This is a genomic window from Paraburkholderia sp. OAS925 (genome assembly GCF_040543975.1).
GTDB lineage: Bacteria > Pseudomonadota > Gammaproteobacteria > Burkholderiales > Burkholderiaceae > Paraburkholderia > Paraburkholderia graminis.
On sequence record NZ_JBEUNO010000001.1, the window covers coordinates 2,395,531 to 2,422,012 of the forward strand.

General features: G+C 65.7%; 21 protein-coding genes. 11 read left to right on the forward strand and 10 right to left on the reverse strand.

The features are described 5' to 3' along the window. Window positions 1-129: 129 nt before the first annotated feature. Both ABIE53_RS10505 and ABIE53_RS10510 read right to left on the reverse strand, forming a co-directional pair. Window positions 130-1,716: an NAD(P)H-hydrate dehydratase gene (locus ABIE53_RS10505; RefSeq protein WP_114156102.1), complete on the reverse strand. Its 1,587-nt coding sequence runs from the start codon at window positions 1,714-1,716 to the stop codon at window positions 130-132. 235 nt (window positions 1,717-1,951) lie between these two features. Further along, a complete protein-coding gene (locus ABIE53_RS10510) occupies window positions 1,952-3,259 on the reverse strand; it encodes an FAD-dependent oxidoreductase (RefSeq protein ID WP_114156103.1) in 1,308 nt (435 codons plus the stop codon). Between the two features lie 350 nt (window positions 3,260-3,609). Between ABIE53_RS10510 and purL the strand changes: the two genes are divergently transcribed. From purL to ABIE53_RS10525, 3 genes are all read left to right on the forward strand, one after another. Then, window positions 3,610-7,704, forward strand: coding sequence for a phosphoribosylformylglycinamidine synthase (gene purL, locus ABIE53_RS10515; protein WP_114156104.1), 4,095 nt, complete (start codon window positions 3,610-3,612; stop codon window positions 7,702-7,704). Between the two features lie 315 nt (window positions 7,705-8,019). Beyond that, window positions 8,020-8,307: a helix-turn-helix domain-containing protein gene (locus ABIE53_RS10520; protein WP_029968379.1), complete on the forward strand. Its 288-nt coding sequence runs from the start codon at window positions 8,020-8,022 to the stop codon at window positions 8,305-8,307. Then, window positions 8,297-9,589: a HipA domain-containing protein gene (locus ABIE53_RS10525; RefSeq protein ID WP_114156105.1), complete on the forward strand. Its 1,293-nt coding sequence runs from the start codon at window positions 8,297-8,299 to the stop codon at window positions 9,587-9,589. Before ABIE53_RS10520 ends, ABIE53_RS10525 begins: the two co-directional genes overlap by 11 nt. A gap of 55 nt (window positions 9,590-9,644) precedes the next feature. Here the strand turns inward: ABIE53_RS10525 and ABIE53_RS10530 are convergent, their stop codons facing one another. From ABIE53_RS10530 to ABIE53_RS10550, 5 genes are all read right to left on the reverse strand, one after another. After that, window positions 9,645-10,424, reverse strand: a complete 780-nt coding sequence (locus ABIE53_RS10530) for a peptidylprolyl isomerase (RefSeq protein WP_006048956.1) — start codon at window positions 10,422-10,424, stop codon at window positions 9,645-9,647. Between the two features lie 11 nt (window positions 10,425-10,435). Beyond that, window positions 10,436-10,747 carry a BolA family protein gene (locus ABIE53_RS10535; protein ID WP_006048957.1) on the reverse strand — a complete coding sequence of 104 codons (312 nt, stop codon included), beginning with the start codon at window positions 10,745-10,747 and terminating at the stop codon, window positions 10,436-10,438. A 1-nt stretch (window position 10,748) separates the two neighbouring features. Then, a complete protein-coding gene (locus tag ABIE53_RS10540; RefSeq protein WP_006048958.1) occupies window positions 10,749-11,279 on the reverse strand; it encodes a septation protein A in 531 nt (176 codons plus the stop codon). Between the two features lie 176 nt (window positions 11,280-11,455). Continuing rightward, on the reverse strand, window positions 11,456-11,878 hold the full coding sequence (gene msrB, locus ABIE53_RS10545) for a peptide-methionine (R)-S-oxide reductase MsrB (protein ID WP_006048959.1): 423 nt from the start codon (window positions 11,876-11,878) through the stop codon (window positions 11,456-11,458). A 61-nt stretch (window positions 11,879-11,939) separates the two neighbouring features. After that, the gene (locus ABIE53_RS10550; RefSeq protein ID WP_114156106.1) at window positions 11,940-13,496 is read right to left on the reverse strand and encodes a protein adenylyltransferase SelO; all 1,557 of its coding nucleotides are present in this window, start codon (window positions 13,494-13,496) and stop codon (window positions 11,940-11,942) included. A 221-nt stretch (window positions 13,497-13,717) separates the two neighbouring features. On the opposite strand from ABIE53_RS10550, the gene ABIE53_RS10555 reads away from it, so the two are divergent. The 3 genes from ABIE53_RS10555 (at window position 13,718) to ABIE53_RS10565 (ending at window position 18,984) form a co-directional block, all read left to right on the forward strand. Continuing rightward, window positions 13,718-15,403 carry a 3-(methylthio)propionyl-CoA ligase gene (locus ABIE53_RS10555; RefSeq protein ID WP_114156107.1) on the forward strand — a complete coding sequence of 562 codons (1,686 nt, stop codon included), beginning with the start codon at window positions 13,718-13,720 and terminating at the stop codon, window positions 15,401-15,403. 185 nt (window positions 15,404-15,588) lie between these two features. Next, window positions 15,589-17,673: a 3-hydroxyacyl-CoA dehydrogenase NAD-binding domain-containing protein gene (locus ABIE53_RS10560; protein ID WP_114156108.1), complete on the forward strand. Its 2,085-nt coding sequence runs from the start codon at window positions 15,589-15,591 to the stop codon at window positions 17,671-17,673. 132 nt (window positions 17,674-17,805) lie between these two features. Beyond that, a complete protein-coding gene (locus tag ABIE53_RS10565; protein WP_114156109.1) occupies window positions 17,806-18,984 on the forward strand; it encodes an acetyl-CoA C-acyltransferase in 1,179 nt (392 codons plus the stop codon). A 10-nt stretch (window positions 18,985-18,994) separates the two neighbouring features. Here ABIE53_RS10565 and ABIE53_RS10570 read toward each other — a convergent pair whose 3' ends face one another. After that, window positions 18,995-19,498, reverse strand: coding sequence for an LEA/WHy family protein (locus ABIE53_RS10570; protein ID WP_006048964.1), 504 nt, complete (start codon window positions 19,496-19,498; stop codon window positions 18,995-18,997). Window positions 19,499-19,566: 68 nt separating this feature from the next. Beyond that, window positions 19,567-19,923: a hypothetical protein gene (locus tag ABIE53_RS10575; protein ID WP_114156110.1), complete on the reverse strand. Its 357-nt coding sequence runs from the start codon at window positions 19,921-19,923 to the stop codon at window positions 19,567-19,569. A 213-nt stretch (window positions 19,924-20,136) separates the two neighbouring features. On the opposite strand from ABIE53_RS10575, the gene ABIE53_RS10580 reads away from it, so the two are divergent. The 5 genes from ABIE53_RS10580 (at window position 20,137) to ABIE53_RS10600 (ending at window position 25,561) form a co-directional block, all read left to right on the forward strand. Continuing rightward, the gene (locus ABIE53_RS10580; RefSeq protein ID WP_114156111.1) at window positions 20,137-21,684 is read left to right on the forward strand and encodes an aminotransferase-like domain-containing protein; all 1,548 of its coding nucleotides are present in this window, start codon (window positions 20,137-20,139) and stop codon (window positions 21,682-21,684) included. A 126-nt stretch (window positions 21,685-21,810) separates the two neighbouring features. After that, window positions 21,811-22,296: a PaaI family thioesterase gene (locus tag ABIE53_RS10585; RefSeq protein WP_006048967.1), complete on the forward strand. Its 486-nt coding sequence runs from the start codon at window positions 21,811-21,813 to the stop codon at window positions 22,294-22,296. A 116-nt stretch (window positions 22,297-22,412) separates the two neighbouring features. Continuing rightward, window positions 22,413-23,411, forward strand: a complete 999-nt coding sequence (locus ABIE53_RS10590) for an NADP-dependent oxidoreductase (RefSeq protein ID WP_029968390.1) — start codon at window positions 22,413-22,415, stop codon at window positions 23,409-23,411. A 232-nt stretch (window positions 23,412-23,643) separates the two neighbouring features. Further along, the gene (locus ABIE53_RS10595) at window positions 23,644-24,537 is read left to right on the forward strand and encodes an SDR family oxidoreductase (protein WP_192698872.1); all 894 of its coding nucleotides are present in this window, start codon (window positions 23,644-23,646) and stop codon (window positions 24,535-24,537) included. A 64-nt stretch (window positions 24,538-24,601) separates the two neighbouring features. Continuing rightward, window positions 24,602-25,561 (forward strand): alpha/beta hydrolase, encoded by a 960-nt coding sequence (locus tag ABIE53_RS10600; RefSeq protein ID WP_114156112.1) that lies wholly within the window; start codon window positions 24,602-24,604, stop codon window positions 25,559-25,561. Here ABIE53_RS10600 and ABIE53_RS10605 read toward each other — a convergent pair whose 3' ends face one another. After that, entirely contained in the window at window positions 25,562-26,443 is an 882-nt protein-coding gene (locus ABIE53_RS10605; protein ID WP_029968393.1) for an NRDE family protein, read from the reverse strand. Window positions 26,444-26,482 lie beyond the last annotated feature (39 nt).

Here is a 26,482-nt window from a genome sequence, read left to right on the forward strand (position 1 = left end):
TCTATCTACACAGTGGGTCACGCAGTCACTCAGTATAGCGGCGTTGCGTGACAGGCGGCAGGGCTTTAGCCACCCGGTATAGGACGCCTCTTGCCGCACGCGGCGCAATGCCGCTCAGCGCGCCATCACTCATGATTGCGTCGACGGATAGAACATGCGGTTCATCAGGCTGCGCACCATCGGCGCGAGTTCGCCCGCCGTCAATCCGGCAGGGCCATGACCTTGCGCGGTGAGCGTGTCGGCGGCCAGTCCGTGCAGATAGACGCCCGCGAGCGCCGCTTCGTAGCCCGGCAGGCGTTGCGCGAGCAAGGCGCCGATGATGCCGCCGAGCACGTCGCCGGTGCCGCCCGTCGCGAGCGCGGCATTGCCGGTCGGATTGATCGTGAGACGGCCGTCGGGCGCGGCGATCACCGTGCCCGTTCCCTTCAGCACCACCACGCTCGCGAAGCGCGCAGCGAGCGCGCGCGCCGCGCCGAGGCGGTCGCGCTGCACGCCGGCGGCATCGGTGCCGAGCAGGCGCGCGGCTTCGAGCGGATGCGGCGTGAGCACGCACGGATCGCCTTCGACGCCGCGCGCGGTGACGGCCGCGGCCAACGCGGCGTCGTTCGAAATCAGATTGAGCGCGTCGGCGTCGAGGAGCTTCGGCACGTCGAGTTGCAGCACGTCGCGCAGCACGCGCGTGGCGCGCTCGCCGTGGCCCATGCCGCAGCCCACCGCCAGCGCGTCCATTTTGTCGAGCGGCAGATCGTCGACGGCATGCAGCATCAGTTCGGGATGCGGCGGGTCGTAGGGCGGGGCGCCCGCGCCGAGCAGCGCGACGTGGACCTTGCCCGCGCCGCAGAAAAGCGCGGCGCGCGATGCCAGAATCGGCGCGCCGCACATGCCGGTGTCGCCGCCGACCACCGCGAGACTGCCGAACGTGCCCTTGTTGGTCGCGAAGTCGCGCGGCGGCAGGAACGTCGCGAACAGTTCCGGCGCGTTCAGCCGAACCGAGGCGCGCGCCGTGCTGTCGATGCCGATCGGCGCGACCGTCACCGCGCCGGCAAGATCGCGGCCCTGCGCGGTGAAAAGACCCGGCTTCCCGGCGATGAACGTGACGGTGTGCGTCGCGCGCACCGCGGCTTCGCCGTCGTCGACGATCGTGCCGGTGTCGCTGTCGAGACCGCTCGGCACGTCGAGCGCCAGCACGCCGCCGCCATGCGGCCGGGCCCGCGTGCGCTGCGAAAGCCGGCGCGCGATGTCGGCGAACACCCCTTCCAGTGGGCGCGCGAGGCCAATGCCGAACATGCCGTCGACAAGCCACGTGTACCCATCGAACGAAGCAGGCGGCGCCTGGGTGATCGAGACGCCGTTCGCGCGCGCCGTGTCGAGCGCCCAGCGGGCGTCGTCCGGTTTCACTTCGACGGGCATGCACAGTTCCGTGGCGATGCCCGCCTTGTGCAGTTGCGTCGCGAGAATCAGCGCGTCGCCGCCGTTGTTGCCGGGGCCGGCGATCAGCCAGACGCGCTGGCGGGATTTTTCCGTCGACGTGTCGCGCGTGATCTGTTCGCGCAGGAAGCTGGCGGCCGCCTTGCCGGCGCGGTCCATCAGCGTGTGCGCGGGCAGCGACGCCGCGGCTTGCGTTTCGGCGATCCGCAGATCGGTCAGCGTGAGCAGCGGCAGCGCGCGGTTTTGCGGGCGGATCAGCGTCGGCGGCGTGAGGTCGGCATCGGTCATGGCGAGAACAGGGCGAGCACCTTGAGTCAGGCGCGAGAGCTTCTGGAATCGCTATGGTAGTGCCGATGGACGCGCCGCGTGGCAGTTTGGCGAGGCGAGATGAGACGAGGCGAGATGAAGTGAGATGAGGCGAGCTGGTCTGCGGCCATGCAAAGCGCCGGCGGCACTGCTAGCGCTGGCCGGGCGCGAACGGCATTCGCAAAACCGTGGCTACGTCCCACCGCCCGCGCAGCGCTTAAACCCCTTGCCCGAACCGCTCGGCCCGCAACGCGGCGAGCGTTTCCGCCGGGAGATCCGGCGTCTTGCCCGAGATCAGATCCGCGACCAGCTTGCCCGCTCCGCAGGCGACGCCCCAGCCCGCGGGGCCATGCCCGACATTGACGAAGAGCCGCGGATGCAGCGCATTGCCGACCACGGGCAGTCCGTCCGGCGACAACAGCTTGACGCCTTCCCACGGCAGGGCCGCCGAGATGCGCGCGGCGCCGGGAATCCAGTCATGCGTGGCCTGGCCGAGCAGCGCGAGCGCTTCCTTGGTCAGCGCCTCGCCAAGCGGCTTCTCGAGCTGGTTGGCGGCTTGCAGGACCGCGCCGCCGGCAATCCGCAAACGGTGATTCATGCGGCTGATCGTGATGCGCTTGACCGCATCGACGATGGCCACGTGCGGCGCGCACTCCTCATGCGCGATTGGTGCGACCAGCGTGTGAATGCGCAGCGGATAGAGCGGCAAGCGCAAGCCGAGGCGCTCGAGCAGCGCGAGACTGCCTTGACCGGCGGCGACCACAACGGCGTCCGCGTGAATCACGTCGACTTCGCGCGAACGGGAAGTTTCGCCCGGCCGCGGCGCAAGTTCGACCGCCGCGCGCTGGCCGTCGAGGCGGATCGACGACACCTCGCAGCCGAGCATGAACTGCACGCCGCCCTGGTTGTCGAGCGTCTGCTTGATGAGCTTGGTGAAGAGCGGACAATTGGCGGTTCGTTCGTGATCGAACACCACGCCGCCCGCGAATTCCGGCTCGGTGCGCACCGAGTGCTCGTAGGCCGCGCATTCCGCGGGAGTGAGCACGCGATGCGGCACATGGTGAAGCGCCAGCAGACCGAGCGCGGGCTGCAACTGCTGCCACTCCTGCGCGGAGCGCACCAGATAGAGCAGGCCGCTTGCCTGTTCGAACTCGTAGCCAAAGCGCGCTTCCATGTCCGCCATCGCCTCGCGCGAGGACTCGATGAGCGGCCGCAGCATCTCGTACTGATGACCGAACTCGTCCGGCTCCTGCAACGCGGCGAGCTTCTTCACGAACTGGCGCGCCGGGCCGCTGAAGCCGGGCTTGCTGATCACGCCGTTTTTCGCGTTCTGGCGGCTTGCCATGAAGGTCGGGCCGAACCAGACGTCGAGCGGCGTCGGCAGGACCGTGCCGCCGTGACCATAGGTGGCGCCCTGCGCGACGGTGGCGTGGCGCTCCACGACGCATACCCGGTGGCCGGCCGCGCGTAGCTGATAAGCGGTGGCGACGCCAGCAATCCCGCCGCCAATGACGATGACATCCATTGTTCTGATTCGATTTGCCGGGGCGAGGCGCCGAGGCGTGACATGCGGCGCGGCCGCACCTCGCGCGCAGCCATGACGTCCGGAACGAAGTCCGGCGCGGCTCGCGACGTGAGGCCGGCGCAAGGCCACGCCTTGCTCGCACCGATCTGATGAAAGGGCGAATGATAGCAGTCAACGACCGCGCGCGGCGCGCCGGAGCATGGCCGAGAGCGCCTCGCGGAGCGCGGGCGAGCCCACGTCGCAGGCCGCTGGAAGCCCGTTCCCGGGGTATAATCCCGGACTTCCTTTCCGCCTCATGTCGCCATCACGCGCGACTCTTCGGCATCATTGAGCGACGCAACGTCAAGTCCATGGCCCACTTCTCGTGTTTCCCCGGCGCTTCGGCCCTTTCCGATTTCCGTCAAACCCGCCTGCTCGAAACGCTCACGCGCATCGACCCGAACATCACGGGCGTGCGCGGACAATACCTGCACTTCGTCAACGCGCACGCTCCGCTTTCCGCTGAAGACACCGCGAAAATCGAGGCGCTGATGCACTACGGCCATCCGCTCGAAGAAGTCAAAGAGCGCGGCGCCGCAGAGACGTTCCTCGTCGTGCCGCGCTTCGGCACAGTGTCGCCGTGGGCGAGCAAGGCAACCGACATCGCGCATCTGTGCGGGCTCACGCAGGTGCGCCGCATCGAGCGCGGCGTCGAGTACACGGTCACGCTGAAAAGCGGGCTGCTCGGCGGCAAGAAGGCGCTCTCCGACGAAGCCCGTGAGGCCGTCGCCGCCGCGTTGCACGACCGCATGACCGAGAGCGTCGCGCCGTCGCGCGATTACGCGCTGCATCTGTTCGACGAACTGCCGGCCAGGCCGCTGCAAACCGTCGACGTGCTGGGCCAGGGCCGCGGCGCGCTGGAAACCGCGAACACGGAACTGGGCCTCGCGCTCGCCGACGACGAAATCGACTACCTGGTCGACGCCTTCACGAAACTCGGCCGCAATCCGACCGACGTCGAACTGATGATGTTCGCGCAGGCCAACAGCGAGCACTGCCGTCACAAGATTTTCAACGCGGAATGGACCATCGACGGCGAGAAGCAGGACATCTCGCTCTTCAACATGATCCGCAATACCGAGAAGCTCAATCCGCAAGGCACGATCGTCGCGTATTCGGACAACTCGGCGATCATGGCGGGCGGCATGGCCGAGCGCTGGTTCCCGCGCACGCCGGAGCAGCTCGGCGAGAACGAATTGCCCGAGCACTATCGCCGCAGCGTCGAACTCACGCACACGCTGATGAAGGTCGAAACGCACAATCACCCGACCGCGATTTCGCCGTTCCCCGGCGCCGCGACCGGCGCGGGCGGTGAAATCCGCGACGAAGGCGCGACGGGCCGCGGCGCGCGTCCGAAGGCCGGGCTCGCGGGCTTCACGGTGTCGAACCTGGAATTGCCCGACGCCGTCGAGGCATGGGAAAACGCGCGCGACGTCGCCGAGCCGCTCGCGCATCGCAATCCGAACAATAAGTACGAAGCGTATGGCCGCCCGGACCGTATCGCGTCGCCGCTGCAAATCATGATCGACGGACCGCTCGGCGGCGCCGCGTTCAACAACGAATTCGGCCGGCCCAATCTGGGCGGCTATTTCCGTGCTTACGAGCAGAACGTGGCGGGCCTCGTGCGCGGCTATCACAAGCCGATCATGATCGCGGGCGGCATCGGCAATATCTCGGATCAGCACACGCACAAGCACGACTTGCCGGAAGGCTCACTGCTGATTCAGATCGGCGGCCCCGGCATGCGTATCGGCATGGGCGGCGGCGCGGCGAGTTCGATGGCGACGGGCACGAACACAGCCGAACTCGACTTCGACTCGGTTCAGCGCGGCAACCCGGAAATCGAGCGGCGCGCGCAGGAAGTCATCAACGCGTGCTGGCAACTCGGCGACAAGAATCCGATTCTGAGCATTCACGACGTGGGCGCGGGCGGTCTGTCGAACGCGTTTCCGGAAGTCGTCGACGGAGCGGGCAAGGGCGCGCTGTTCGATCTGCGCAAGATTCAGCTCGAGGAAAGCGGTTTGTCGCCGCGCGAAATCTGGTCGAACGAGGCGCAAGAGCGTTATGTGCTCGCCATTGCGCTGTCAGATTTGCCGGCCTTCCAGGCTATGTGCGAGCGCGAACGCTGCCCGTTCGCCGTGATCGGCACGGCCACGGCCGAGCGTCAACTGAAGCTGATCGATCCTGAACTGAAGGACGACAACGCGCATCAACCGGTCGACATGCCGATGGAAGTGCTGCTCGGCAAGGCGCCGCGCATGCATCGCGACGTCAAGCGCGTCGAGTCCAAACTGCAAGCCGTCGATGTGACCGGCATCGCGCTCTCCGAAGTCGCGGTCAGCGTGCTGCGTCATCCGACGGTCGCAAGCAAGTCATTCCTCATCACCATCGGCGACCGTTCGGTGGGCGGCACGACCGCGCGCGACCAGATGGTCGGCCCGTGGCAGGTGCCGGTCGCGGACGTCGCGATCACGACGATGGACTACGCGGGCTTCCGCGGCGAAGCCATGACAATGGCCGAGCGTACGCCGCTCGCCGTCATCAACGCGCCGGCGTCGGGCCGCATGGCGGTTGGCGAGGCGATCACGAATATCGCAGCGGCGCCGATTGCGTCGCTCGACAAGCTGAAGCTGTCGGCGAACTGGATGGCCGCGTGCGGCGCGCCGGGCGAAGACGCGGCGCTCTACGACACGGTCAAGGCGATCGGCATGGAATTGTGCCCGGCGCTCGGCATCAGCATTCCGGTCGGCAAAGACTCGCTGTCCATGCGCACGAAATGGGAAGACCGCGGCGTCGCGAAGGAAGTGGTCGCGCCGGTGTCGCTCATCATTTCGGCGTTCGCGCCCGTCGAAGACGTGCGCCGGCATCTCACGCCGCAACTGCGTCGCGCGAGCGGTGCCGACGGCGTCGGCGACTCGGTGCTGATCGCGATCGACCTCGGCCGCGGCAAGCATCGGCTGGGCGGCAGTATCCTCGCGCAGGTCACGCAGCAGATCGGCGATACGGTGCCGGACGTCGACGAGCCCGAAGACATCAAGCGCTTCTTCAACGCGATCCAGTCGCTGAACAGCGACGGCAAGCTGCTCGCTTACCACGACCGCTCCGACGGTGGCCTGTGGGCGACGGTCTGCGAAATGGCGTTCGCGGGTCACGTCGGCGTGTCGCTGAACGTCGACATGCTGGTGCTCGACCCGCATCACGAGTCCGATTACGGCGACGCCAAAGACTGGGCGAAGCAGACGAGCGGCCGCCGCGAAGACCGCACGATCCGCGCGCTTTTCAACGAAGAACTCGGCGCGGTGGTGCAGGTGCGCGCAGCCGACCGCGACGTGGTGCTCGCCGCGTTGCGCGAACATGGCCTCGCGGCCTGCTCGCATGTGATCGGCAAGATCAACGACCGCGACGTCATCGAAATTTATCGCGATGCGAAGAAGGTCTACGAAGCGCCGCGCGTCGAACTGCATCGCGCGTGGAGCGAGGTGAGCTGGCGCATTTCGCGTCTGCGCGACAACCCGGCTTGTGCCGACGCCGAATACGACACGCTGCTCGACGCCGCCGATCCGGGCATCACGCCGGTGCTGACGTTCGATCCCGCCGAAGACGTCGCCGCGCCGTACGTCGGCAAGAGCGCGCGTCCGCGTGTGGCGATCCTGCGCGAGCAGGGCGTGAACTCGCACCTGGAAACCGCCTATGCGTTCGACCGCGCCGGTTTCGATGCGCACGACGTGCACATGAGCGACCTGCTCGCGGGACGTGCGAACCTCGCTGACTTTGCCGGCGCGGTTGCGTGCGGCGGCTTCTCGTACGGCGACACGCTCGGCGCGGGCGAAGGCTGGGCGAAGGCGATCCGCTTCAACGCGCAGCTCGCCGACATGTTCGCGGCGTTCTTCGGCCGCGCGGACACCTTCGCGCTCGGCATCTGCAACGGCTGCCAGATGATGAGCAGCCTCGCGTCGATGATTCCGGGCGCCGAAGCCTGGCCGAAGTTCACGCGCAACAAGTCGGAGAAATTCGAAGCGCGCTTTTCGCTCGTGCAGGTCGAGGCTTCGCCGTCGATTTTCTTCACCGGCATGGAAGGCTCGCGTATTCCGGTCGCGGTCGCGCACGGCGAGGGTTACGCGGACTTCTCGCAGCAGGGCGATGCGTCGAAGGTCGCGGTGGCAATGCGTTATATCGATCACCGCGGTCAGGCGACCGAGCAGTATCCGTTCAACCCGAACGGTTCGCCGGACGGCATCACATCGGTCACGACGCCGGACGGCCGCTTCACGGTACTGATGCCGCACACCGAGCGCGTGCACCGCGCGGTGCAGATGAGCTGGCATCCGGAAGGCTGGGGCGAGGGCGCCACCGACGCAAGCCCGTGGCTGCGCGTGTTCCAGAACGCACGGCGCTGGTTGGGCTGATCGCCTGGAGCGTAGCCGGTAGAGCCGTAGAACAGGCTGCCGCGTTTTTCGCGGCAGCCTGTTCCGCTGCGCCGAGCCGCAGGTCGCCGTCCTCGCCCTCGCGGCCGCTTCGGTCCAGTTCTCTTCGTACCCGCTCGGGTACGAAACACCTCATTTCTCCTGCTTTTCACCGGTTTCGTACCCGCTCGGGTACGAAACACCCGGTTTCACCCAATTTTGGCCCGCTTCGTATCCGCTCGGGTACGAAAACGGCTTTGCACCGCTGCGCTGTGCCATAATGTTCCCGAGCGGATACGGACGGCGAGGGAGTCGAAAGTGCGGGAATCCGGAGTGTTGATTACTGACATTGCGCAATTGGGCGAACTTGCGCGAGCATCGCGGCTCGCCCAAGGGCTCACGCGGGACGACGTCGCGCTTGCCACCGGCCTGTCGCCCAAATTCATCAGCCACATCGAGGCGGGCAAGACGACGGCGCAGATCGGCAAGGTATTGCATCTGCTTGGCGAACTCGGCATAACACTGCGCGCCGAGACCCCCGTCAATCTTCCTGCGGCCGCGGCCGCAGGTGCACCTCGTCGCCGGCGGAGCAATCGTGGCGGCTAGAACACTCGTTGCATACGCCAACCGCCGGCGCGTTGGCACCGTGAGCGATGAAAACGGCGTCTGGTCGTTCACCTACGACGAGGAATGGCTCGGCTACGGCGACGCGTTCGCGCTGTCGCCCGCTTTCGCGTTCCAGTCCGCGTCTTTTGTCGATGGCTCGAGCGAGAGGCCGGTTCAATGGTTCTTCGACAATCTGTTGCCCGAAGAAGAAATGCGAGCGGCGCTTGCTCGCGAAGCCACCGTCGATGCAAACGATGCGTGGGGTCTGCTCGCCTACTACGGCCGGGAATCGGCAGGCGCGCTGACGCTGCTCGCGGAAGGCGAGCGCGAGGCATCGGGCGGTTTGCAGCCCTTGTCGTACGCCAATCTCGACGCGCGCATTCGCGCCATGCCCGAACGTGCGCTGACCGCCACCGCACCCAAGCGCATGTCGGCGGCAGGCGCGCAGCAGAAGCTTCTTTTGACGTTAAGGGGCAATGCACCGGAGTACGAGCTTCTCGAGCCGCTAGGCAGCGAGCCGTCCATGCATTTGCTGAAGCCCGATATGCGAAGCACGGGCTATCCGCATTCGGCAATCAACGAATTTTTCTGCATGCGACTGGCGCAGGCCATGGGCCTGCCGGTGCCGCCCACGCATTTTCTGCGCGTGCCGTCGGCGTGTTATGTGATTGACCGCTTCGATCGCGACATCTCCAGCGAGCCGGTTCGGCGCCTGCACACGATCGACGCGATGCAGCTGCTGAACTACGACCGCAGCTTCAAATACCGGAACGCGAACGCGCAGGTATTGAGCGATGCCATCGAGATAACCAGCACGCGAGCCGTCGCGCGGCTGCATCTGTTCCGTTGGGCCATCTTCAATGTGCTTATCGGCAATGCGGATTCGCATCTCAAGAACGTGTCGTTTTTCGCGACTTTCCGGGGCTACATGCTCGCGCCGTTCTATGACCTGGTGAGCACAGTCGTCTATCACACGCCGACTTACCAGCCGCACAATCAGGACCGCTGGCCCAACTGCGATCTGACCATGCCGGTCGGTCAGGCAACGCGTTTCGCCGACATCTCCAGGAAGAACATGCTCGAGTTCGGGCAAGCACTGCGCCTTCCTTTGAAAGGCTGCGAGAAATTGCTGGACGAAATGCTGGCACTGGCCGACGCGAAAGTCGCGAACACGCGGCGGGCCGTCGACGAAATCGCGCAGCCGAATGCCGGCGAAGTCCGCCTGCTCGATTCGATCGTTGCAATGCCGCTTGCTGAAATGAGCCGGGCGCTGCGCAAATAAAAAGCCCCGTTCAGTCATCGACTGAACGGGGCCATGAAGCGAACCAGCTTGCCGCTTACTGGATCTTCGCGTTCTTGCGCAGACCTTCTTCGAACGCCTGCAGCTTTTCCTGCTGAATCTGCTGCACGATCTGCGGGCGCACCTGTTCCAGCGGCGGCGGCGTGATGCTGCGCACGTCGTCCACGCGGATGATGTGCCAGCCGAATTGCGTATGCACCGGCGTCTCGCTCATCTGGCCTTTCTGCAGATGCGTGGCCGCGTCCGCGAACTCAGGCACGTAGGCTTTCGGATCGGACCAGTCGAGGTCGCCGCCGTTCTTGCCCGAGCCGGGGTCCTTCGAATATTGCTTGGCGAGATCCTCGAAGCTCGCGCCGCCCTTGATCTTCGCGATCAGGTCCTTCGCCTGCTGTTCGTTGTCGACGAGGATGTGATGCAGGTGATACTCCTTGCCGCCCGCGTCCTTGATCAGCGCGTTATAGCGAGCGGTGACTTCCGCGTCGCTCGGCGTGTTCTTCTTCACGAAGTCTTCGATCAGCGCGCGCAGCACGACCGTTTGCTGTGCGACGGCGATTTGCGCCTTGATGTCCGGCCGATTCGGCAGCCCGCGGCGCAGCGCTTCCTGCATCAGAATCTCGCGATTCACGAGCTCTTCGCGCACTGCCATTTGCAACTGCGGCGTGTTTTGCTGGCCTTGATGAACCAGTTGATCGATCAGCGCGTCGGCGCGCGCTTTCGGAATCGGCGTGCCGTTCACCACGGCGATGTTCTGTGCGAATGCAGGTGCGGCCGCAAACGCAGCCAGCAATACCCAAAGGCGGGTTTTCTTCAAGGTCATCGGAAGGTTTCCTAGCGGGGCAACAAAGCGAATTCTTCGGGCGTGTAAGCCGTGATGGCAAGGGCATGAATGCCGCGCTGCATGGCGTCGGCCAGCGCATCATACACCATGCGATGCCGCGCCACGCGGGGCTTCCCGGCGAACGCGGCGGCCACGATCGTGACGCTGAAATGACCGCCGGCAGAGGCTCCGGCGTGGCCTGCGTGCTGCGCGCTGTCGTCGGTGATCTGGATCGACGCGATGGGCGCGAGCGCAGCCGTGAGACGCGCCTCGATCAGCGCGGCGCGCTCGGCGGTGGTGGCGTGCATGAACACGTCGCTCATGTCATTCCTCCTTCATGTACTTCGACAGCCACAAGCTTTGCCCGACGATAAACACCACCAGACAGCCGGTCGCGCCGAACAGTTTGAAATTGACCCATTGGTCGGTCGTGTAGTTGTACGCGACGAACAGATTGAGCAGCCCGAGCAGCACGAAAAAGATCGCCCAGATGACATTCAGCTTGCCCCAGATCGCGTGCGGCAGCGTGATCTGCTTGCCCATCATCGCTTCGATGAGGTTCTTGTTGAAGGCCAGTTGCGAGACGATCAGCACGACGGAGAAAGCCCAGTACAGCACGGTCGGCTTCCACTTGATGAAGGTGTCGTTATGCAGCACGAGCGTCGCGCCGCCGAACACGGTGACGACGCCGAGGCTCACCCACAGCATCGGATCCACCTTGCGATGGCGGAAGGCCACCCACGCGATCTGCACCAGCGTGGCGACGATCGCCACTGCCGTCGCCGTGAAGATGCCCCACACCTTGAAGGCGACGAAGAACAGGATGATCGGGAACAGATCGAACAGAAATTTCATGTGTGGACGGGGAACTCGGGAAGTGGGTCGGAGAGGCAGGGGCGCCGCGCCGTGATCCGCCAACTGGCTGGCTGCGCCGGGCGCTCAGCTTCAGCATCACGACCGACGGCGCCTGGCGGACCGTGCAAGCGGCCGCCAACCACTCGTCGTGTCCCGCCATCAGCGCACGCGCTGCGTTACTTGGGCTCGAATTGTAACGCAGCCGAATTGATGCAGTAGCGAAGACCGGTCGGCGCGGGGCCGTCCTCGAACACGTGGCCGAGATGCGCGCCGCAGTTCTTGCATTGCACCTCGATGCGCAGCATGCCGTGCGAGCGGTCGGTCTTCTCCGCGATCACTTCGCCGTTGATCGGCTTGAAGTAGCTCGGCCAGCCGCAGCCGGCGTCGAACTTGGTGTCCGACTCGAACAGCGGCGTGCCGCAACAGACGCAGTCGTAGATGCCGCGATCCCAGTGATCGTGATAGCGGCCGGTGAAGGGACGCTCGGTGGCCGCGTGCCGCGTCACCTGATATTCGATGTCGGAAAGCTGCTTGCGCCACTCGGCGTCGTCTTTCTGTACGGCCGGGGCGTCGTGCTTGAGGTCGTCGGGATTGTTCATGGTCGGTTCCTCTCTCGGGCTTGGGTGGGAGCGCGGTTCGCGCGATGCGGCGTCGCGCGCGTCACGACGAGCAGCTCACTTCGAGCGAGCTTGCCCAGTCGGGCGGCAAGCCGGCATACGCCTCATGCTCGGGCTGTTCGTCGAACGGACGGCGCAGCACGGCGGCCAGACGCTCCAGTTCGGAAAAGTCCTTCTCTTTCGCGCGGCGGATCGCCGTTTCCGCCAGATGATTGCGAAGAACGAATTTGGGGTTGACGCGGTTCATTGCAATGGCGCGCGCCGCGTCGTCGCGTGTTTCATGGGACAGCCGCGCGCGATAGTCGTTCGCCCACGCGTCGAACGCGGCGCGATCGAGGAACAGATCGCGCACCGGCGCGTCGCCGCTCGCATCGTGCTTCGAGAGACGCGCGAGATTGCGGAACGTCAGCGTGAAATCGGCGCGATTCGCGTGCATCACGTCGAACAGGCGATTCACGAGGGCCGCGTCGCCGTCCCGCTCGATCTCGAGTCCGAGCTTCGCGCTCATGCGCCGTTCGAGCGCCGGACCGAAGCGGTCCTTGAAACCGGCGAGCACCCGCTGCGCGTCTTCGATCGACTTGTCGCCGCGCACGCTCTCTTCATAGCGTTCGCCGAGCAGCGGCAAGAGCCCTTGTGCGAGGCAGAAGAGATTCCAGTACGCGATTTGCGGCTGCATCCGGTACGCGTAACGGCCTTGCGAATCGGAGTGATTGCAGATATAGCCGGCGTCGAAGCCGTCCATGAAGCCGAACGGGCCGTAGTCGATCGTCAGACCGAGGATCGACATGTTGTCGGTGTTCATCACGCCGTGGCAAAAGCCCACGGCCTGCCATTCGACCATCAGGTCGGCGGTGGACAGCACCGCCTCGTTCAGCAGCGCGAGATACGGGTCGTCGGCTTCGCGGCAATGCGGATAGAAGCGCTCGATCACATGATCGGCGAGCGCGCGCAGCGCGTCCGTGCGGTCGTTCGAATAGAAGTGCTCGAAGTGGCCGAAGCGCACGAAGCTCGGCGCGACGCGCGTGACCACGGCGGCCGTTTCGACTTCCTCGCGCCGCACGGGCTGGTCCGAGCCAATCACGCACAACGCGCGCGTGGTCGGAATGCCGAGATGATGCATCGCCTCCGAGCACAGGAACTCGCGAATCGACGAGCGCAGCACCGCGCGGCCGTCGCCCATGCGCGAATAGGGCGTGCGGCCCGCGCCTTTCAGTTGCAGCTCGAAGCGCTGGCCGTCATGTTCGACTTCGCCGAGTCCGAGCGCGCGGCCGTCGCCGAGTTGACCCGCCCACACGCCGAACTGATGCCCCGAATAGACCGATGCATAGGGCAGCGCGTCTGCCGGCCATTCGCGCGTGGCGTTGCCCGAAAACAGCTCGGCGAAGCCCGGATCTTTTTCGAGCCCCGGCTCCAGGCCGAGCATCGCCGCGGTCTCGGAAGAGAAACCGACGACGTACGGCGCGTTGAGCGGCGTGGCCGGCAAACGCGTGACAAACGTGCTGCCAAGCTGCGCGAACGCGTTTTCGTTGGAGGTGGAAAGAGCTTCGGAAAGTGCCGCCAAAGGCCCGGACAGGCCTGCAATGCTTGGGGAAAACGACATGTTGAGCGCCTCACTATTAACCGATATTGTAAGTCCGCACCCGCGGCGCTGCTGGCGGGCCGGCACGTAAGCCGCGCGGGCCGCGTGGCTGCCGATGCGTGGCGAGCCGCCGGCCCGCTTGCCGACTGCTTCAGCAATTTCACTGCCGCGGCGGGTTTCCCGCGCACGGCGCTTTCCGATCCGCACTCTTTGAAAAGCAAAAGGCGAGGAGACGACTCTTTATGACGATGCCGCTGCTTGGCCAGATGATGGACGTGCCCCTCACCGTGTCCTCGCTGCTTGCGCACGCCGCGCGGCATTTCGGCACCGCCGAGATCGTGTCACGGCGCATTGAAGGCGACATCCACCGTTATACCTATCGCGATTGCGAACGGCGCGCGAAGCAACTCGCGCAGGCGCTCATCGCGCTTGGCGTGCAGCCCGGCGAGCGTGTCGCGACGCTCGCATGGAACGGCTACCGGCATCTAGAAACGTACTACGGCACGACCGGCTTCGGCGCGGTCTGCCACACGATCAACCCGCGGCTTTTTCCCGATCAGATCGCCTACATCGTCAATCACGCCGACGACGCCTACGTGCTCTTCGACACCACGTTCGCGCCGCTCGTCGACGGGCTCGCGCCGCAATGTCCGAAAGTGCGCGGCTGGATCGCGCTCGCCGACGAAGCGCATCTGCCGGCCATGCAAACGCCCGTGCTCAGCTACGAAACGATCGTGAACGCGCACGACGGCGACTTCGAGTGGCCGCTCATCGACGAGCGTCAGGCGTCGTATCTCTGCTATACGTCGGGCACGACCGGCAATCCGAAAGGCGCGCTGTACTCGCATCGCTCGACGGTGCTGCATGCGTTCGGCGCGTCCTTGCCCGATGCGATGGCGCTGTCCGCGCGCGATTCCGTGCTGCCCGTCGTGCCGATGTTCCATGTCAACGCATGGGGCATCCCGCACGCCGCGCCGCTCACCGGCGCAAAGCTCGTGTTCCCCGGCAAGGACCTCGACGGCAAGTCGCTGTTCGAACTCATGGAGCGCGAACGCGTCACGTATTCGGCGGGCGTGCCGACCGTCTGGCTCGGGCTGCTCAACTATCTGCGCGAAAGCGGCTCGCGGTTTTCGTCGCTGGAGCGCACGGTGATCGGCGGCTCCGCGTGTCCGCCGGCGATGCTGCGCAGCTTCGTCGACGACTACGGCGTGCAGGTCATTCATGCATGGGGCATGACAGAGATGTCGCCGCTCGGCACGCTCTCCAAACTTACGTGGGAACAATCGCAGCGGCCCGTCGCGGAGCAGCGCAAACTGCTCGAGAAGCAGGGGCATGCGCTCTATGGCGTCGATATGAAAATCGTCGGCGACGACGGGCAGGAACTGCCGTGGGACGGCGTCGCGTTCGGCGATCTGTACGTGCGTGGGCCGTGGGTGATCGACCGATATTTCCGCAAGGACGACTCGCCGCTCGTGGACGGCTGGTTTCCGACCGGCGATGTCGCGACCATCGATCACGACGGCTTCCTGCAGATCACGGACCGCTCGAAGGACGTGATCAAGTCGGGCGGCGAATGGATCAGTTCGATCGACGTGGAAAACGTCGCGATCGCGCACCCCGCAGTGGCCGAAGCGGCGTGCATTGCGTGCGCGCATCCGAAGTGGACCGAGCGGCCGCTCCTCGTCGTGGTCAAGCGCGCGGGCCTCGACGTGACGCGCGACGAACTGCTCGCGTTCTATAACGGCAAGGTCGCCAAGTGGTGGATTCCGGACGACGTCGTGTTCGTCGACGAACTGCCGCATACGGCGACGGGCAAACTGCAGAAGCTCAAGCTGCGCGATATTTTCCGCGATCATGTGCTGCCGTCCGCGCTCGAAGACCGCATGCACGAAGGCGATTGCCCGCTCGCCAGGGGAAACCCCGCCTGATCGTAAATTGAACGAGCGTGCTTTTTTGTGTATTCTGCCTGCTGACACCGGAACCGCCGACCTAAGCTGAAGACGAAGGCCGGCGCATTCGAGTTGGGCCATTCGCCGGCTCGATCAACCGGACGGGCGGCGCGCGCTGCGCCGCCTCATCTCATGGATGCAATGCATCGCACGGAGGCAGGCAGATGGCAGTGGACTACACAACCCATGACGGCGTAGCCGTCATCACGCTGAACAATCCTCCCGTCAACGGCCTCGGCCTGTCGACGCGCGCGGGGATCGTCGAGGGCATCGAGCGCGCGCAAAACGATCCGGCCATCCAGGCCGTCGTGCTGGCGGGCGCGGGCAAGGCCTTCTCGGGCGGCGCCGACATCACCGAATTCAACACGCCGAAGGCGACCCAGGAGCCGACGCTCGCCACCGTCATCAAGACCGTGGAAGGGAGCGCCAAGCCGGTGGTCGCGGCCATTCACAGCGTCGCGATGGGCGGCGGCCTCGAACTCGCGCTCGGCGCGCACTACCGCATCGCCGCACCCGGCGCGCAGATCGCATTGCCCGAAGTGAAGCTCGGCATTCTGCCGGGCGCGGGCGGCACGCAGCGTCTGCCGCGCGCAATCGGCCTCGAAGGCGCGCTCAACATGATCGTGTCCGGCGCGCCGGTCGACTCGCAGAAACTGGCCGGTTCCGGTCTCTTCGACGAACTCGCCGAAGGCGATCTCACGCAAGCCGCGCTCGCGTTTGCGCGCAAGGTCGGTGCGAAACAAGGCCCGCATCCGAAAGTGCGCGATCGCGAGATCGAGCATCCGAACCCGGAAGGTTTCATTCAGTTCGCGCGCAACAGCGTCGCGGCTATCGCGAAGAATTTTCCCGCGCCGCTCAAATGTATCGACGCAGTGGAGGCCGGCGTGAAAAACGGCTTCGACAAGGGCCTCGCATTCGAGCGCGAGTGCTTCGTCGCGCTCGTGCAAACGCCCGAGAGCCGCGCGCTGCGCCATGCGTTCTTCGCTGAACGCGCGGCGAGCAAGATTCCCGATGTGCCGGCCGATACGCCGGTGCGCGAGATCCGCCAGGTCGCGGTGATCGGCGCGGGCACGATGGGCGGCGGCATCGCGATGAACTTCATCAACGCGGGCATTCCGGTCACGCTGCTCGAGATGAAGCAGGACGCGCTCGAGCGTGGCCTTGCCACGATCCGCAACAATTATGAAGCGAGCGTGAAGAAGGGCAAGCTCAAGCCCGAGGCGCTGCAGGAGCGCATGGCGCTCATCACGACCACGCTTTCCTACGACGACCTGAAGAACGCCGACCTGATCATCGAAGCGGTGTTCGAGGAACTCGGCGTCAAGGAGCAGGTATTCAGGCGTCTTGATGAAATCGCGAAGCCGGGCGCGATTCTCGCGTCGAACACGTCGACGCTCGATGTCGACAAGATCGCCGCGTTCACGAAGCGTCCGCAGGACGTCGTCGGCACGCACTTCTTCAGTCCGGCCAATGTGATGAAGCTGCTCGAAGTGGTGCGTGGCGAGAAGACCGCGAAAGACGTGCTCGCCACCGTCATGAAGCTCGCGAAAAAGATAAAGAAGACCGCGGTTGTTTCGGGCGTGTGCGACGGCTTTATCGGCAACCGGATGATCGAGCAGTACATCCGCCAGGCGTTGTTCATGCTCGAAGAAGGCGCGCTGCCCGCGCAGGTCGATCGGGCCATCGAAAAATTCGGCTTTGCAATGGGGCCGTTCCGCATGAGCGACCTGGCGGGCAACGACATCGGCTGGGCGATCCGCAAGCGCCGCTATCAGGAACAGCCTGACATGCACTACTCGAAAATCGCCGACCGTTTGTGCGAGAGCGGGCGCTTCGGCCAGAAAACCGGCGGCGGCTGGTACGACTACAAGGCGGGCGACCGCACCGCGTATCCGTCGAAAATGGTGGACGAAATGATCGTCGCTTATTCGAAGGAAACCGGTAGCGAGCGGCGCAAGATCGGCGACGAGGAAATCGTCGAGCGCCTCGTGTTCGCGCTCGTGAACGAAGGCGCGAAGATTCTCGAGGAAGGCATTGCGTCGAAAGCGTCGGACATCGACATGGTCTATCTGACCGGCTACGGCTTCCCGCTTTATCGCGGCGGTCCGATGCTGTACGCGGACACCGTCGGGCTTTACAACGTCGAGCGCGCGATACGCCGCTACGCATCGCAGCCGAACGGCGACGCGTGGCAGCTTGCGCCAAGCATCGCCGAACTGGCGGCGCAGGGCCGCACGTTTAACGGCTGAGTTGACGCGTAGAGCAAAAACGCTCGCATCGAACGACAAAGGTGGCGCGGGTCACTCGCGCGCATTAGCGCATTAGCGCATTAGCGCATTAGCGCATGCGCCACCATCGACATTGACACGCAGGAGATTCGCATGACTGACGCCGTAATCGTATCGACCGCCCGCACGGGGCTCGCCAAATCATGGCGCGGCGGTTTCAACATGACCCACGGCGCGACGCTCGGCGGCCACGTGACGAAGGCCGTGGTCGAGCGCGCGAAGCTGGACCCGGCGCGCATCGAAGACGTGATCATGGGCTGCGCGAATCCGGAAGGCGCGACGGGCATGAACATCGCGCGGCAGATCGCGTTGCGCGCGGGCTTGCCGGTCAGCGTGCCGGGCATGACGGTCAACCGTTTCTGTTCGTCGGGATTGCAAACTATCGCGCTTGCCGCGCAACGCGTGATCGCCGGCGAAGGCGATGTGTTCGTCGCGGGCGGCGTGGAATCCATCTCGTGCGTGCAGAACGAGATGAACCGCCACATGATGATCGAAGGCTGGCTCAGCGAAAACAAGCCGGAAATCTACTGGTCGATGTTGCAGACCGCCGAGAACGTCGCGAAACGCTATTCGATTTCGAAGGAACGTCAGGACGAATACGGCGTGCGCTCCCAGCAGCGCGCCGCAGCCGCGCTCGAAGCCGGCCGCTTCAACGACGAGATCGTGCCGTTGACGGTACTCGCGGGCGTCGCCGACAAGGCAACGGGGCGTCTTTATACGAAGGAAGTCACCGTCAGCGGCGACGAGGGCATTCGCGCGGACACGACGCTCGAAGGCGTATCGAAGATTCGCACGGCGCTGCCCGGCGGCGTGATTACCGCGGGCAACGCGAGCCAGTTTTCCGATGGCGCGTCGGCTTGCGTGGTGATGAACGCGAAGCTCGCGGAGCGCGAAGGGCTGCAGCCGCTCGGCATTTTCCGCGGCTTCGCGGTGGCCGGCTGCGAACCGGACGAGATGGGCATCGGCCCGGTTTTCGCGGTGCCCAAGCTGCTGAAGCAGGCCGGTCTGAAAGTCGGGGACATCGATCTGTGGGAACTGAACGAAGCGTTCGCCGTGCAGGTGCTGTATTGCGCGGACAAACTCGGCATCGACCAGGAGCGCTTGAACGTGAACGGCGGCGCGATTGCGGTGGGCCATCCGTATGGCGTGTCGGGCGCGCGCCTCGCCGGACATGCGCTGATCGAAGGCAAGCGGCGCGGCGCGAAGCTCGTCGTGGTGACGATGTGCATCGGCGGCGGGCAGGGCGCGGCGGGCCTCTTTGAAGTGGTCTGAGGTCGCGTGATTACGGCATGCCGGCGCCTGACATCGGCAGGCTGAGCATGCCCTGATCGACGAAACGCGCGGTGCCGAACGGGCCGCCCGCCAGCTTGCCGCGCAGAATATACGGAACCTGTCCCGACTGCGCGGCGCCGGCGAACGCGAAGGCCTGGCGCACCGCGGCGAATGCGGGCACCGTCAACGGCACGTTCAGCACCGTTTCGCCATAGCGCGGCACGGTGCCGGCTTGATCGCTGACGCCGCTCGCAAAAGAGTGGCCGTTCAGTTCGAGATCGAGCGACACGCCGTTGAAGCTCACCGCCGATTCGTTCGGATTCTGCACGCGCAGCTTGACGTTAAAGCGCACCTCCAGCCCCTGGCTTTCGAGCGGTTCGATGCCCGCCACGCTCACGCGCAACGGGTCGCCGCCGAACAGCCCCGCGCAGCCGCTGAGCGTCAGCGTGAGAACCGCGCATAACGCGGCGACGCGCAACAGACTAGCGCCGAACAGCTTGCGGACAAAGGACATGACCGGCACCTCGAAGAGCGGATGGGGTCATGCATTGTAGCGGGCGACAGGCGGCGCGCGGCAACGCATCAGGCAGCGCGCCGCAGCGTCGCTTTGAGAAACGCGGCGAGTTGGCGAATCCCATTCGCGCGCTGCGTATTGCTTCTAGCTGCTGCATGCGATGCGGGCAGTGCGAACGCCGCGGCTTTTCCATGCAACGCGCTGATCGACACCATGCTGCGTTCGGTCGGCACGAAGCACTCGCCTTCGCTGAGCATGATCGATGTCGACGGAACCGCGTCGCCGAGCCACGACAGCGAATGATCGCGGACGACGAGGTGCAGATCGCCTTCGACCGCGACGACGGCGCTCCTCGCGCGCAGGTCGTGCAGCGCGACCTGGCCCGCGGCGAGACGGCACACATTGATGTTGGCGTGAGCTGACATAACGTTTCCTTCGGTGCGTTTGCATGCCATTCAGCTTATTGACCCGCTGCCACGGAAAACAGCCGCAGTCGCCGACAATCTGCACCGGTACAACGCGGCTCTTTGATACGCTGTATCGGTCGAAATGAGGTCGATGTGTATCTGTTGCCGCACGCGGACCGTGCGCACCATCGGCTCATGAGCCGATCAACCTGAACGCAAGCAGAAAAGCCCATGCACGCGTACACCAGCATGCCCCTCGCGCCGCCGAACGATGCCACCGCGAGCGAACCGCTTTACCGCCAACTGGCGGCGCAATATCGCCGCGCGATTCGCAACGGCGTGCTGCGCCCCGGCGAGCGCATGCCGTCGATGCGCGCCTTCATGCAGCGTCACGGCGTGAGCCTCGCGACCGCCACCGAGAGTTATCGCGTGCTCGAACGCGAGGCGCTGATCGAAGCACAGCCGCGCGCCGGCTATTTCGTGCGCGCGTCGCAAAGCGCCGCGTTGCCCGCCGCATCGGAACCCGACCTCGCAACGATGCCTCGCACCGCGCAGTTCGTCGGCATTCACTCGGTCATTTCAACCATCGTCTCGCAATATCAGCGCTATCCGGACGCGTTCAATCTGGGCGGCGCGACCGCGTCGCCGGATCTCTATCCGACCGACGCGTTGCAGAAAGCCGCGCTGCGCGCATTGCGCCGACGGCCGACGCTGTTGACCGCAGCCGGGCCCGATCAGGGCGATCCCGCGTTGCGCGCGATCATCGCGCGCCGTGCGCTCGACGCGGGCATCCAGGTCGGCGCGGACGACATCATCATGACGCACGGCGGCATCGAGGCAGTCAACCTGGCGTTGCGGGCCGTGACGCAACCGGGCGACACCGTCGCCGTCGAATCGCCGTGTTTCTTCGGCCTGTTGCAGGCGCTGGAGAGTCTCGGGCTGCGCGCGCTCGAAATTCCCGCGAGCCCGAGTACGGGGCTCGCCATCGAGGCGCTCGACTTCGCGTTGCAAACGCATCCCGACATCAAGGCCGTGGTCGTGGTGCCGAACCTGCAGAATCCGCTTGGCAGCGTGATGCCCGACGCGCACAAGGCTCGGCTCGTCGAGTTGTGCGCGCGGGCAGGCATCGCGCTGATCGAGGACGACCCGTATCGCGAACTGGTCGACAGCACACAGCCGCTGCGTTCGCTGAAGGCCTGGGACAGCGACGGCACCGTGATCCATTGCACGTCGTTCAACAAGACGCTCGCGCCGGGCATGCGCATCGGCTGGATCAACGGCGGGCGCTGGCATCCGCGTATCGGCATGCTGAAATTCGCGCAGTCGCGTCACAACGAGCAGTTGTCGCAAGTCGTGCTCGCGGAGTTTCTGCAGACCAACGCGTATGAGCGGCATCTGCGGCGCTTGCGCGACCGGCTGAGGATGCAGCGCGAGCGGATGGCGGCGGCGCTGGGCGCGTCCTTTCCCGAGGGCACGCGGTTCACGCCGCCCGCGGGCGGCATCTTCTTCTGGATCGAGCTGCCGCGCGAGGTGTCGTCGGCCGATTTCTTCGACGCCGCGCTGAAAGAGGGCATTCGCGTGATGCCGGGCACCGTGTTCTCGAACGCGGGCCGCTTCGATCACTTCATTCGCCTCAGTTGTCCAAGCACAGATCTGGATCTCGCCGATGACGCGCTGCGCCGGCTCGGACGGCTTGCGACAGCGATGGCGGCGCGGGCGTCGGCATATGCGTCGGCGGCAGACAAACCCACGCCTCTCTCCCACTGCGAAACGGCATAGCAGGTATCATTTCTTCTCTTCCGGCGCGTCGCGTCGCGCGTGCATGAAGGTGCCCGCATCGCCGCTGCATCAGCGCACACGCGCACGCGCCGCCGCACGTCAAGACAAGGAAAACCGAAAGCCGCAATGACCGATTCATCTTCATCCACTGCGGGCGGCGCGTCGTTGCCCGAAAGTCCCTTCGTCGACCGGCTCGGCGCACGGCTCGTTTCCGCTGCGGACGGCGCCAGCGAAGTGGTGCTGTCCCTCTTGCCCGAGCATATGAACACCTGGGACGTCGCGCACGGCGGCGTCACGATGACGCTCGCCGACGTCGCGCTCGCGATGGCCGCGCGCAGTCTCGCCGGCGACGGTGTCGGCGTGGTCACGGTCGAGATGAAGGTCAACTTCATGCAGCCAGGCCGCGGCGAGTTGCGCGCGACGGCGCGCGTGCTGCACCGCTCGACCACCATGGCCTATTGCGAAGGCGAGATCCGCGATAGCGAAGGCCACTTCGTCGGCAAGGCGCTCGGCACGTTCAAATACATGCGCCGCCTCGCCGTGGGCCGCGACGTGACGCGCCAGCGCTTGCGCAGCGACCCGTCGGCGAAACCCGGTCCTAGCGACGGTTGAGCGAGTGGCAAGGTGCGAGGCGGCAACATGCCCGAACATGCCATCGGCGAGCGCGACTTGCCATCGCTGATTCGTAATCGGTAGTCCACAATCCACAACCCAAGGAGACGATCGACATGCCACAAATCAACCGCCAGTTCCTGCTCGCTTCGCGTCCGCAAGGCGCTGTCACGCCCGACAACTTCCGTCTCGTGGAGACGCCGCTCGCGCCGCTTGCCGATGGCGAAATCCGCGTGCGCAATCACTACCTGTCGCTCGATCCGTACATGCGCGGCCGCATGAACGACAGCAAGTCGTACGCGGCGCCGCAGCCGCTCGATGAAGTGATGATCGGCGGCACGGTCGGCGAAGTGATCGAGTCGAAGAACCCGAAGTTCGCGGTCGGCGACAAGGTCGTCGCCATATTCGGCTGGCAGGAATACGGCACGTCGGACGGCGCGGGCGTGCAGAAAGTCGACGACACGCACGTGCCGCTGTCGGCCTATCTCGGACCCGTCGGCATGCCGGGCGTGACGGCATGGTATGGATTGAACCGGATCATCGCGCCCAAGGCGGGCGAGACCGTCGTAGTGAGCGCGGCGAGCGGCGCGGTGGGCAGCGTCGTCGGCCAACTGGCGAAGCGGGCCGGCGCGCGCGCGGTGGGCATCGCCGGCGGCGTCGAGAAATGCCGCTACGTCGTGGAGACGCTCGGCTTCGACGCCTGCGTCGACTACAAGGCCGGCAATCTGTATCAGGACCTGAAGGCGGCGACGCCGGACGGCATCGACGGCTGCTTCGAGAACGTCGGCGGCGAAGTGCTCGACGCGACGCTCGCGCGCATGAACCCGTCGGGGCGCATCGCGGTGTGCGGATACATCGCGGGCTACGACGGTCAGCCGGTGCCGCTCAAGCACCCGTCGCTGATACTGACGCAGCGCCTGCTGGTGCAAGGCTTCATCGTGACCGAGCATATGGACGTCTGGCCGCAGGCGCTCAACGAACTCGGCACGCTCGTCGCGCAGAAGAAGCTGCAATATCGGGAGACCATCGCGCAAGGGCTCGATGCCGCGCCCGAGGCTTTCATTGGTTTGCTGAAGGGCAAGAACTTCGGCAAGCAGCTGGTGAAGCTGATTTGAGTGAGGCTCGGCTCGGTGAGTGAAGCGTGAGTGGGACGCGCGAGTCGCTCATTGAGCCGTTTTGTCGATGCGATGCGATGCGTTGCGTTGCGCGGAAGTCGCGGGTTGAGGGCATGCGGCAAAATCAGGCATCAAACGGCACGCAGCCGAAGTCACGGCAGTCGAAGTCGCGCATCGCGAATCACACATTCAAAAGCCACGCATTAGGCCCCACGCAAAAAGGAGTCGCCAGATGTTCGAATTCCCCGCCAGGGTCGCGGTCATCACCGGCGCGGCGAGCGGCTTCGGCCAGGCATTCGCGCAACGAGCCGCGGCGCTTCGCATGAAGCTCGTGCTCGCGGACGTGAACCCCGAGGCGCTCGCCCAGACCGTCGATGCATTGCGCGCCGCGGGCGCCGACGCGATCGGCGTGCCGACCGACGTATCGAACGCGGCGCAGGTCGAAGCGCTTGCCCAGGCCGCGCTCGATGCGTTCGGCAAGGTGCATCTGCTCTTCAACAATGCGGGCGTGGGCTCGGGCGGCTTCCTGTGGGAGAGTTCGGCGAACGACCGGGCCTGGGTGTTCGGCGTGAACGTGATGGGCGTCGCCCACGGCGTGCGCGCGTTCGCGCCGCTCATGCTCGCGCAGAACGAGCCGGCGCATATCGTCAATACGGCGTCGGTGGCGGGGCTGTTGTCGCCGCCTGCGATGGGCGTCTACAACGCGTCGAAGCACGCCGTCGTGTCGCTCACCGAGACGCTGTATCACGACCTGCAACTCGCGCAGGCCGGGCGCGACGCCAACGCCCGGGTCGGCTGTTCGCTGCTGTGTCCGGCCTTCGCGCCGACCGGCATCGCGGATGCCGAGCGCATGCGGCCCGCCGGTCTGCGCAACGAAAACGGCCCGACGCGCTCGCAGATCGCCGCCGGCAAGCAATTGCAGCGCGCGGTGCGAGCGGGCAAGCTGAGCGCGGCCGAGGTCGCCGCGCTCACGTTCGACGCCATCGCCGCACGGCGCTTCTATATCATCACGCACCCGGCCATCATGGCGACCGTCAAGCTGCGTCACGAGGACATCGAGCAGTTGCGCGATCCGACCGATCCGATGTCGCTGAAGCCGGAAGTGAGAAGCGCCAGCGAGATTTGAATGCGGTACGGAAGCCGCCCGCCCGAGCCGTCCCGCGAGTTCTCTTCAACCCACCTCACGTCACATGCCGTTGAATCCGAAGATCGAGCAGGTGCTCGACATGATCGCGCGCGCAAAGCGCCCGAAGCTCCATGAGATGACGCCGCAAGCGGCGCGCGCATCGTATGAAAAAAGCGCGCCGATTCTGGAGATCGCCAGCGCGCCGATGTTCTCCGTCGAAGACCTGCGTATTCCAACACGCGACGGCGCGACGATCGGCGCACGTCTTTACCACGCCGAAGAGCCGAGCTGGGCGAACCCCGCGCCCGCGCTCGTCTACTATCACGGCGGCGGCTTCACGGTCGGCAGCGTGAACACGCACGATGCGCTCGCGCGGATGTTCGCGCGCGACGGCCAATGCGCGGTGCTGTCGGTCGATTACCGGCTCGCGCCGGAACACAAGTTCCCGACCGCCGTCGACGACGCTTTCGACGCGCTCACGTGGCTGCATACGCACGGCGCGGAGTTCGGCATCGACGCGGCCCGGCTCGCGGTCGGCGGCGACAGCGCGGGCGGCACGCTGGCGACGGTGTGCGCGGTGCTCGCGCGCGACGCAGGCATCCCGCTCGCGCTGCAATTGCTGATCTATCCCGGCACGACCGGTTATCAGCAGACCGATTCGCACTCGCGCCTCGCCGACGGATTCCTGCTGTCGGGCACGACGATCCAATGGTTCTTCGAGCAGTATGTGCGCGATACGAGCGATCGCGACGACTGGCGTTTCGCGCCGCTCGACGGCACGCGCGGTGCGCCCGATTTCAGCGGACTCGCGCCGGCCTGGATCGCGACCGCCGAATACGATCCGCTCAGCGACGAAGGCGATGCCTACGCGGACAAGCTGCGCCGCTACGGCAACGCGGTGACGCTCAGGCGCTATCCGGGCATGATCCACGAGTTCTTCAAGATGGGCGGCTTCGTGCCCGAGGTCGCGCACGCGCATGCCGATGCCGCCGCGGCATTGCGCGCGGCATTCGGCGTGGACTGACTAGGCGATTTCCCGCTCGACGTTGAACGCGAAGCTGCGTTCGAAGTCGCCTGGCCGGACGATGCGGTGCGAGCCGTTGTCGTCGCTGCGCTCGGCCACCGCGACGCTGACCATCTCGCCGTTCGCGACGACGCGCAGCGCCGTGGTGCCGCGCGTGCCGTATCCGGGCGTTTCGATGAACGCCGCCGACAGCGCCCGTTCCCGCTCGAGCGCAATGCCGGTGGACGGCAACTCGGCGTCCGCGGCGACGCGCGGATCGCGCATCAGGTCGATCAGATGTTCGAGCGGCGGCATCGAATTGCGCGTGAGCAGCGCGCCCAGTTCGGCGCGCTTCCTGACGAGCTTCGGCCACGGCGTGTCGAGAATCGCGTTCGAGATGCCGTGCGTGCCCGGCGCGAGCAGCGCGGGCGCCAGATTCGAGCGATTGCAGTACCAGGCCAGCTCGCGGCGCGTCCAGTCGCCTACCAGCAGATTAAAGCCGTTGTACAGATCGCCGGTTTGCGCGACGCGGCGCAGATAGGCGAGGGGCGTTTCCTGTTCGCCGTCGTTTGCGTCGTGGTTTTCGCCGCCATTCCGTCCCGCGTCAAATGCGGGCTCCTCGCAAGCCAGCCAGTCGCTGACGAGCGTGCCGCGGGTCGGCGCGTCGGCGCGCATGTCGTGCGGCGCGCGGTAGTTGGTCAGCGCGGCGAAGCGTCCGTGGCGCGACATGCCGAGCCAGGTGCCGCCGCCGACCAGATCGCGGCCGGCCAGCACGCCCCGCGCGTCGTCCCACCAGCCGATCGGCTGGGCCGTGCGGTGGAAAAATTCGTCGCGATTCGCGGCAAGCGTGAAGAGCGGGCCGTCGACCGCATCGGGTCGCCAGTCGAACACGATCAGGCACATCGGGGGCGTCTCCCGGTTGTTGCTTCAATGTTGCTTCAA